The sequence below is a fragment of the Streptomyces sp. 4N124 genome (assembly GCF_052245395.1).
Taxonomy (GTDB): domain Bacteria; phylum Actinomycetota; class Actinomycetes; order Streptomycetales; family Streptomycetaceae; genus Streptomyces.
Genome location: NZ_JBQQBS010000054.1, coordinates 62,911 through 71,411 on the forward strand (window position 1 = coordinate 62,911; position 8,501 = coordinate 71,411).

Annotated in this window: 11 protein-coding genes; 8 read left to right on the forward strand and 3 right to left on the reverse strand. The window is 70.9% G+C overall.

Annotated features, from left to right (window positions below):
- Positions 1 to 154 precede the first annotated feature (154 nt).
- From ACTWQO_RS37850 to lgt, 8 genes are all read left to right on the forward strand, one after another.
- Positions 155 to 409: an HGxxPAAW family protein gene (locus tag ACTWQO_RS37850; protein WP_443241909.1), complete on the forward strand. Its 255-nt coding sequence runs from the start codon at positions 155 to 157 to the stop codon at positions 407 to 409.
- A gap of 80 nt (positions 410 to 489) precedes the next feature.
- Positions 490 to 945: a DUF2752 domain-containing protein gene (locus ACTWQO_RS37855; protein ID WP_443241910.1), complete on the forward strand. Its 456-nt coding sequence runs from the start codon at positions 490 to 492 to the stop codon at positions 943 to 945.
- Positions 946 to 1,127: 182 nt separating this feature from the next.
- Positions 1,128 to 1,937, forward strand: a complete 810-nt coding sequence (gene trpC / locus ACTWQO_RS37860) for an indole-3-glycerol phosphate synthase TrpC (protein ID WP_443241911.1) — start codon at positions 1,128 to 1,130, stop codon at positions 1,935 to 1,937.
- A 22-nt stretch (positions 1,938 to 1,959) separates the two neighbouring features.
- On the forward strand, positions 1,960 to 2,133 hold the full coding sequence (gene trpM, locus ACTWQO_RS37865) for a tryptophan biosynthesis modulator TrpM (RefSeq protein ID WP_443241912.1): 174 nt from the start codon (positions 1,960 to 1,962) through the stop codon (positions 2,131 to 2,133).
- A gap of 108 nt (positions 2,134 to 2,241) precedes the next feature.
- Positions 2,242 to 3,528 (forward strand): tryptophan synthase subunit beta, encoded by a 1,287-nt coding sequence (gene trpB / locus ACTWQO_RS37870; RefSeq protein WP_443241913.1) that lies wholly within the window; start codon positions 2,242 to 2,244, stop codon positions 3,526 to 3,528.
- Entirely contained in the window at positions 3,525 to 4,343 is an 819-nt protein-coding gene (gene trpA / locus ACTWQO_RS37875; RefSeq protein WP_443241914.1) for a tryptophan synthase subunit alpha, read from the forward strand. Before trpB ends, trpA begins: the two co-directional genes overlap by 4 nt.
- A gap of 85 nt (positions 4,344 to 4,428) precedes the next feature.
- Positions 4,429 to 5,202, forward strand: coding sequence for a DsbA family protein (locus ACTWQO_RS37880; RefSeq protein ID WP_443241915.1), 774 nt, complete (start codon positions 4,429 to 4,431; stop codon positions 5,200 to 5,202).
- A gap of 81 nt (positions 5,203 to 5,283) precedes the next feature.
- Positions 5,284 to 6,237, forward strand: a complete 954-nt coding sequence (gene lgt, locus ACTWQO_RS37885; RefSeq protein ID WP_443241916.1) for a prolipoprotein diacylglyceryl transferase — start codon at positions 5,284 to 5,286, stop codon at positions 6,235 to 6,237.
- Between the two features lie 68 nt (positions 6,238 to 6,305).
- Here lgt and ACTWQO_RS37890 read toward each other — a convergent pair whose 3' ends face one another.
- The 3 genes from ACTWQO_RS37890 to ACTWQO_RS37900 all read right to left on the reverse strand — a co-directional run.
- Positions 6,306 to 7,118, reverse strand: a complete 813-nt coding sequence (locus ACTWQO_RS37890) for an HpcH/HpaI aldolase/citrate lyase family protein (protein ID WP_443241917.1) — start codon at positions 7,116 to 7,118, stop codon at positions 6,306 to 6,308.
- On the reverse strand, positions 7,115 to 8,344 hold the full coding sequence (locus ACTWQO_RS37895; protein WP_443241918.1) for a CaiB/BaiF CoA transferase family protein: 1,230 nt from the start codon (positions 8,342 to 8,344) through the stop codon (positions 7,115 to 7,117). Before ACTWQO_RS37895 ends, ACTWQO_RS37890 begins: the two co-directional genes overlap by 4 nt.
- Positions 8,341 to 8,501 (reverse strand): PfkB family carbohydrate kinase (locus tag ACTWQO_RS37900; RefSeq protein WP_443241920.1); only part of this gene is annotated, 161 nt, incomplete at its 5' end. The genes ACTWQO_RS37895 and ACTWQO_RS37900, both read right to left, overlap by 4 nt.

An 8,501-nucleotide genomic window follows, 5' to 3' on the forward strand; every position in this document is an offset into this window, starting at 1 on the left:
TCGGTCGTCTGCGGGACCGTTGTGGCTGGTCGCGCAGTTCCCCGCGCCCCTGAAGGGGCGCTGTGCGTACCCCTGATCACGAGACGGGCGGGCGTGCGGGACAATGATGGCGAGCGTTTGGCTCGTATAGGCACACAGCAACGAGGAGCAAGCAATGGCGGGCAGCAGCCACGGTCACACCCCGGCCGCCTGGACCGGTGTCACTATCGCGTTCATCGGTTTCTGCATCTCGGGCGCCTTCATGGTGCTGGCCAGCCCCGTGGGCTTCTGGGCCGGTATGGGAGTCACGGTCCTCGGTGGCGTCGTCGGCTGGATCATGAAGGGCATGGGCCTGGGCCAGCCGAAGGACCAGCACGCGTCGTACCAGGCTCTCTCGGAGAAGCGCCAGCCGGCCGGTGTCGAGGGCTGAAGTCCCGTACAGCGCAAGCAGCGTGTGAGGGGCGGACCGGTATGACGCCGGGGCCGCCCCTCACGCGTGCGGGGGGCACAATGCAAGACGTGAACCTCGACAGCCGGAAGGCCACACCGCCCGCCGGAGCCGGACCCGGAGCCGTGCTCGGTCGGCTGGCCGTGCCCGCGGGACTGCTCGCGGCCGTCGCCGGGGCCTTCGCCTACGTCGGGACCGTGGACCCGAACGAGCCCGGCCACTACCCCGCCTGTCCGCTCCTGCAGTACACCGGCATCTACTGCCCCGGCTGCGGCGGCCTGCGCAGCGCGCACGCCGTCGTCCACGGGGACTTCCTGGCCGCGCTGCAGAACAACGCCGCCGCGGTCGTCGGCTACGCGCTCTTCGCCGTCGTATGGACCGTCTGGGTGGTCCGCGCGGCACGTGGCCGGCCCTTCCGCCCCGAACTCGGGTCGGCGCACCTGTGGACCGTCGGGGCATTGCTGCTGGTCTTCACGGTTGTCCGGAACCTGCCGTTCGGTGGCTGGCTCCATCCTTGATCAACTGGTGAACGTCCAGTATGGGGGCACCTCCCGCCCGAGCCGTGCGAAGCTGGTTCGAGGGCGGGGGAGGGATCGGCGTCAACCGGATGCGAGGCCTACGCCCTCCTGCGGATACCATCGCAGTGACCATAGGTTTTGAACCGCTTTCACAGTCAACCGTCTGAAAGGGGGCCGCTCGCGTGAGTGTGCTCGACGAGATCATCGACGGAGTCCGTGCCGACCTCGCGGAGCGGCAGGCGCGCGTCAGCCTCGACGAGCTCAAGGAGCGCGCGGCGAAGGCCCCCGCGGCCAAGGACGGTCTGGCCGCCCTGCGCGGGGAAGGCGTCAAGGTCATCTGCGAGGTCAAGCGCTCCAGCCCGTCCAAGGGCGCGCTGGCCGCCATCGCCGACCCGGCCGGACTCGCCGCGGACTACGAGGCGGGCGGCGCTGCCGTCATCTCCGTCCTCACCGAACAGCGCCGCTTCGGCGGTTCGCTGGACGACCTGGAGGCCGTCCGCGCCCGCGTGGACATCCCGGTCCTCCGCAAGGACTTCATCGTCACGTCGTACCAGCTGTGGGAGGCCCGGGCCTACGGCGCCGACCTCGTCCTGCTGATCGTCGCTGCCCTGGACCAGCCCGCCCTGGAGTCCCTCGTCGAGCGTGCCCAGTCCATCGGGCTCACCCCGCTCGTCGAGGTCCACGACGAGGACGAGGTCGACCGCGCCGTCGACGCCGGCGCCAAGGTCATCGGCGTCAACGCGCGCAACCTCAAGACCCTCGAGGTCGACCGCGGCACCTTCGAGCGGATCGCCCCCGAGATCCCCGAAGGCATCGTCAAGATCGCCGAATCCGGCGTCCGCGGCCCCCACGACCTCATCGCCTACGCCAACGCCGGCGCCGACGCCGTCCTCGTCGGCGAGTCCCTCGTCACCGGCAAGGACCCGAAGACAGCAGTGGCCGACCTGGTGGCAGCGGGCGCCCACCCCGCACTCCGCCACGGCCGAGGCTGATCACCCGGTAGGGTTAGTGCCGATGACTCTCTCGCTGACCGTGACAACCGTGGACCGGTACGCCCGCCTCGCGCGCGGCTGCCGTCCCCGGGGCTGCCGCGCGCCCGCGCGGAGGGTGCACGGACGGCGGGTCCGCTACGTCATCGGAGACGAACCCGGGCAGGTGAACGGCCGTCGATGGCAGCGCGCCCTATAGGGGCGCGGGGAACTGCGCGACAAGCCACAGTCGGCCGGCAGCCGACAGCAAAGCCCCGCCCCCACGGCGATCAGTGTCTTTTCCACGCACTCACCGTGAGGTTTCCGCATGCCCAGCGACTTCTTCATCCCCGACCCCCAGGGTCAAGTCCCCAGCCCCGAAGGCTACTTCGGCGCATTCGGCGGCAAGTTCATCCCGGAGGCTCTCGTCGCCGCCGTGGACGAGGTCGCCGTCGAGTACGACAAGGCCAAGCACGACCCCGAGTTCGCCCGCGAACTGGACGACCTGCTCGTCAACTACACCGGCAGGCCCAGCGCGCTGACCGAGGTGCCCAGGTTCGCCGAGCACGCCGGAGGCCCCCGCATCTTCCTCAAGCGGGAAGACCTGAACCACACCGGCTCCCACAAGATCAACAACGTGCTCGGCCAGGCCCTGCTCACCAAGCGCATGGGCAAGACCCGAGTGATCGCCGAGACCGGCGCCGGCCAGCACGGTGTCGCGACCGCCACCGCCTGCGCGCTGTTCGGCCTCGAGTGCACCGTCTACATGGGCGAGATCGACACCCGGCGCCAGGCCCTCAACGTGGCCCGCATGCGCATGCTCGGCGCCGAGGTCATCGCCGTGAAGTCGGGATCGCGCACCCTCAAGGACGCCATCAACGAGGCGTTCCGCGACTGGGTGGCGAACGTCGACCACACCCACTACCTCTTCGGCACGGTCGCCGGCCCGCACCCCTTCCCCGCCATGGTCCGCGACTTCCACCGCGTGATCGGCGTCGAGACCCGACGCCAGCTGCTGGAGCGCGCGGGCCGCCTCCCCGACGCCGCCATCGCCTGCGTCGGCGGCGGCTCCAACGCCATCGGCCTCTTCCACGCCTTCATCCCGGACGCGGACGTACGCCTCATCGGCTGCGAGCCCGCGGGCCACGGCGTCGAGACCGGCGAGCACGCGGCGACCCTGACCGCGGGCGAGCCCGGCATCCTCCACGGTTCCCGGAGCTACGTCCTCCAGGACGAGGAGGGCCAGATCACGGAGCCGTACTCGATCTCGGCCGGTCTGGACTACCCCGGCATCGGACCCGAGCACTCCTACCTCAAGGACACCGGTCGCGCCGAGTACCGCGCGGTCACCGACGACGCCGCCATGCAGGCCCTGCGCCTGCTGTCGCAGACCGAGGGCATCATCCCGGCGATCGAGAGCGCGCACGCGCTCGCCGGCGCGCTCGAAGTCGGCCGGGAGCTGGGCAAGGACGGGCTGATCGTGGTCAACCTGTCGGGCCGCGGCGACAAGGACATGGACACCGCCGCCCGCTACTTCGGGCTGTACGACACCGACGCCGAGGTCGCCGCCGACGCCGACAGCGAGACCGCCGAGATCGAGGGGGACGCCAAGTGAGCGGGAACATCCAGCTGTTGACGGACACCCTCGCCGGCACGAAGGCGGAGGGCCGGTCTGCCCTGATCGCCTACCTTCCGGCCGGCTTCCCGACCGTCGACGGCGGCATCGAGGCGATCAAGGCCGCCTTCGACGGCGGCGCCGACGTCGTCGAGGTCGGTCTGCCGCACAGCGACCCCGTCCTCGACGGCCCGGTCATCCAGACCGCCGACGACATCGCCCTGCGCGGTGGCGTCAAGATCGCCGACGTGATGCGCACGGTGCGCGAGACGTACGAGGCGACCGGCAAGCCGGTGCTCGTGATGACGTACTGGAACCCGATCGACCGCTACGGCGTCGAGCGCTTCACCGCCGAACTGGCCGAGGCGGGCGGGGCGGGCTGCATCCTGCCCGACCTGCCCGTGCAGGAGTCGGCGCTGTGGAGGGAGCACGCCGAGAAGCACGGCCTCGCGACGGTCTTCGTGGTCGCGCCCAGCAGCAAGGACGAGCGGCTCGCGCAGATCACCGCGGCGGGCAGCGGCTTCGTCTACGCCGCCTCGCTCATGGGCGTCACCGGTGCCCGTGAGTCGGTCGGCGCCCAGGCCCAGGACCTGGTCCAGCGCACCCGGGCCACCGGCACCGACCTGCCGGTCTGCGTCGGGCTCGGCGTCTCCAACGCGGCCCAGGCCGCCGAGGTCGCCGGCTTCGCCGACGGCGTGATCGTCGGCTCGGCCTTCGTGAAGCGGATCCTGGACGCGGCGGACGACGCGGCCGGTGTCGAGGCCGTCCGCGGCCTCGCCGGTGAGCTGGCGAAGGGCGTGCGCGGGCAGGCGTAACAAGCGGGATTTCATACAGGTCCCTCTTCCGGGTGGACCTGGGACCGGGGAGGCGCGGTGCGCCTCCCCGGTTCGTTCTGTGGGTGTGAGCGAGAAGAACCGTGAGGCAAAGCGCACCGCCCGTGAGCGGCTGGCGATCGAGCGTGAGAAGCAGAATGCCGCTGACAAGCGACGACGGGCCCTGATCGTGGGCGCGAGCGTCGTCTGCGTCCTGGGGCTCGCGGCGGTGATCGGCGTCGTCGCGGCAAACGCGGGCAAGGACGACAGTGAGAGCTCGGGCCCGCTCGTGGCGCCCTCGGGGGCGAACGGCGAGGACAATCTCGCCATCCCGGTCGGCAAGACCAGCGCCAGATCGACGCTCACTGTGTGGGAGGACTTCCGCTGCCCGGCCTGCAAGTCCTTCGAGACGGTGTACCGCCCGACGATCCATGAACTGACCGACTCCGGGCAGCTCAGAGTCGAGTACCGCCTCGCCACGATCATCGACGGCAACATGCGCGGCACCGGCTCCCGCAACGCGGCCAACGCGGCGGCCTGTGCCCAGGACGCCGGAAAGTTCCCCGCGTACCACGACGTGCTGTACGACAACCAGCCGCCGGAGACCGACGACGCCTTCAGCGAGAACAGCAAGCTCATCGAGCTGGCCGCCAAGGTCGACGGCCTCGACACTCCCACCTTCCGGACCTGCGTGGAGAAGGGCACCTACAACAACTGGGTCGAGAAGTCCGCGGCTGCCTTCCAGGACGGCGGCTTCAGCGGCACGCCGACCGTGCTGCTCGACGGCAAGAACATCCTGCAAGATCAGTCGATGACACCGGCGAAGCTGAAGCAGCTGGTGCAGGAGGCGAACAAGGCGTGAGTGGGGGCGCCCGCCCGTTACGGACCCGTTGCCGGGCCGCTTGCCGTGGGCGTGGCCCGGCAGGGTAGCGTCGACCTTGCCATGGAACTTGCCTACATTCCCAGCCCGTCGCGCGGGGTGATCCACCTCGGCCCCATTCCGCTGCGCGGCTATGCGTTCTGCATCATCATCGGCGTCTTCGTCGCCGTCTGGCTCGGCGGCAGGCGCTGGGTCGCCCGGGGCGGGCGGGCCGGCACGGTGGCCGACATCTCTGTCTGGGCCGTGCCCTTCGGCCTCGTCGGCGGTCGGCTCTACCACGTGATCACGGACTATCAGCTGTACTTCAGCGAAGGCCGCGACTGGGTGGACGCCTTCAAGATCTGGGAGGGCGGCCTCGGCATCTGGGGCGCGATCGCGTTCGGCGCGCTGGGTGCGTGGATCGGCTGCCGCCGCCGTGGCCTCCCGCTTCCCGCCTACGCCGACGCAGTCGCCCCCGGCATCGCCCTCGCACAGGCCATCGGGCGCTGGGGCAACTGGTTCAACCAGGAGCTGTACGGGCGGGAGACCGACCTGCCCTGGGCCCTGCACATCACGTCCTCGGCGGACGGCCGGGTGCCCGGCTACTACCACCCGACGTTCCTGTACGAGTCGCTGTGGTGCATCGGCGTCGCGGTCCTCGTGATCTGGGCCGACCGCCGCTTCAAGCTCGGGCACGGACGGGCCTTCGCGCTGTACGTCGCCTCGTACTGCGTCGGCCGGTTCTGGATCGAGTACATGCGGGTCGACGAGGCCCACCACATCCTGGGCCTCCGCCTCAACAACTGGACCGCGCTGTTCCTGTTCCTGCTCGCGGTGGCGTACATCGTGGTGTCGGCGAAGAAGCGGCCGGGACAGGAAGAGATCGTCGAGCCGGATCCGGATGCGGATACCTCCGGTGGTTCGGCCGAGGGTGCGGATGGCACCGACGATGGCGATGCCGAGAGTGACGACGTGAAGGACGATGCCGAGTCCGAGTCCGAGGCCGAGTCCGAGTCGGGGTCTGCGAAGAAGACCTGAGGGTCGGTTGTACGTCGATGAGGGCGCCCGCGGTTGTGCGGGCGCCCTCGTTGTGTCCGGGGACGGGATCAGCGGCGGCGTGCCAGGGACAGTGTTCGTCGCGCCGCCGCCACTACCGCCGCGTCGATGAATGTTCCGTCCGGGAGGGCCTGGGCGCTCTGGTCCTCTGTGGCTGCCTTGATGATCGTCTCCGCCTGTTCCAGTTCCTGCTCCGTGGGGAGGTAGGCGCGTTCGATGACGGGGAGTTGGCGGGGGTGGATGGCGGCGCGGCCCAGGAATCCGAGGGTGCGGCCGTGGGCGCAGGATGCGGTCAGGCCGTCCAGGTCGCGGGTGTCGGGGTGGACCGACTGGGGCGGTGGCGGGAGGCCGGCCGCGCGGGCGGCGACGATCACCCGGGAGCGCGACCAGTCCAGGCCCGCGTCGTGCCGTACGCCCAGGTCGGCCCGGAGGTCCGCCTCGCCCAGGGCGATGCCGTGGAGTGAGGGGTCGGCGGTCGCGATCGCGTAGGCGAGTTCGACGGCGAGGGCGGTTTCCAGGAGGGCGTACAGGGGTGGGCCGGAGTGGAGTTCCGCGATGCGGACGACCTGTTCGGGGGTGGCCACCTTCGGGAGACGCAGGCCGGACACGCCCGGAAGACGTGCCAGTGCGATGAGGTCGGCCGCCGCGAACGGGCCGTCCAGGGCGTTGACGCGGACGTGGACCGCGACCGGCTGGGGGTCGGAGAGGAGTTCGGCGGTCGCCGCACGGGCGTAGGCCTTGCGGTCCGGGGCGACCGCGTCTTCCAAGTCGATCACGACCACGTCGGCGGCCGAGGTGAGTGCCTTGGTGACGACGTGTGGGCGGTCGCCGGGGGCGTAGAGCCAGGTCAGGGGGAAGGTCACCGTACGGCCCCTTCTGCGCGCAGCGCCTTCAACTCGGTGGCCGTCAGGCCGAGTTCGGTCAGGACCTGCTCCGTGTCGGCGCCGTGCGGGCGGCCGGTCCAGCGGATCGTGCCGGGGGTGTCGGAGAGGCGGAAGAGGACGTTCTGCATGCGGAGGGGGCCCAGTTCCGGGTCGTCGACGGTGGTGATCGTGCCGAGGGCCTGGTACTGCGGGTCGGTCAGCACATCCCGTACGTCCTGGATCGGGGCCACCGCCGCCTCCGCCTTCTCGAAGGCCGCCAGCACCTCGGCGCGCGGGCGTTCGGCGATCCAGGTGCCGACCGCCTCGTCGAGGACGTCGGCGTGGCGGGCCCGCTCGGCGCCCGTCGCGAACCAGGGTTCGTCGATCAGGTCCGGGCGGCCGACGAGACGCAGTACGCGTTCCGCGACCGACTGGGCCGAGGTCGAGACGGCGACCCAGGTGCCGTCCGCGGTGCGGTAGGTGTTGCGCGGGGCGTTGTTGGCGGACCGGTTGCCGGTGCGTTCCTGCACGTAGCCGAGTTGGTCGTACCAGGTCGGCTGGGGGCCGAGCACCGTCAGGATCGGTTCGATGAGGGCCATGTCGACGACTTGACCGGCGCCGGTGCGGTCGCGGGCGGCGAGCGCGGTCATCACGGCGTACGACGTCGCCAGGCCCGCGATCGAGTCGGCGAGGCCGAACGGTGGGAGCGTCGGGGGCGCGTCGGGCTCGCCGGTGATCGCGGCGAAGCCGCTCATCGCCTCGGCGAGGGTGCCGAAGCCGGGGCGGTGGGCGTAGGGGCCGAACTGGCCGAAGCCGGTGACGCGGGTGAGGACGAGGCGGGGGTTGGCGGCCGACAACTCCGGCCAGCCGAGGTCCCATTTCTCCAGGGTGCCGGGGCGGAAGTTCTCGATGACGACGTCCGCGGTGGCGGCGAGGCGCAGGAGGGTGGTGCGGCCGCCGGGCTTGGAGAGGTCCAAGGTGATCGTGCGCTTGTTGCGGCCGAGGAGTTTCCACCACAGGCCGATTCCGTCCTTCGCCGGGCCGTGGCCCCGGGCGGGGTCCGGTTTCGTCGGGTGCTCGACCTTGATGACCTCGGCGCCGAAGTCACCGAGGAGGGTGGCGGCGAGGGGGCCGGCGAAGAGGGTGGCCAGGTCGAGGACGCGGAGGCCGGTCAGTGGGGGTGCGGTGCGGGGTGTCGTTCGGGATGTGGTTCGGGGTGTGCTCATGAGGCGAACTGCGCTTCGATCTCCTGGCGGGTCGGCATCGACGCCGACGCTCCCGCTCGCTGTACGGACAGTGCCGCCGCCGCGGCGGCCCACGCCAGGGCCTCCCGCACGGGGCGCGTCTCGGTGAGCGCCACCGCGAGGGCGCCGACGAAGGTGT

Bases quoted from the DNA above. Each gene is read 5' to 3' on its own strand.
- ACTWQO_RS37850 (WP_443241909.1), top strand. From the start codon at position 155: ATGGCGGGCAGCAGCCACGGTCACACCCCGGCCGCCTGGACCGGTGTC.
- ACTWQO_RS37855 (WP_443241910.1), top strand. From the start codon at position 490: ATGCAAGACGTGAACCTCGACAGCCGGAAGGCCACACCGCCCGCCGGA.
- lgt (WP_443241916.1), top strand. From the start codon at position 5,284: ATGGAACTTGCCTACATTCCCAGCCCGTCGCGCGGGGTGATCCACCTC.
- trpB (WP_443241913.1), top strand. From the start codon at position 2,242: ATGCCCAGCGACTTCTTCATCCCCGACCCCCAGGGTCAAGTCCCCAGC.
- trpM (WP_443241912.1), top strand. From the start codon at position 1,960: ATGACTCTCTCGCTGACCGTGACAACCGTGGACCGGTACGCCCGCCTC.
- ACTWQO_RS37895 (WP_443241918.1), bottom strand. From the start codon at position 8,344: ATGAGCACACCCCGAACCACATCCCGAACGACACCCCGCACCGCACCC.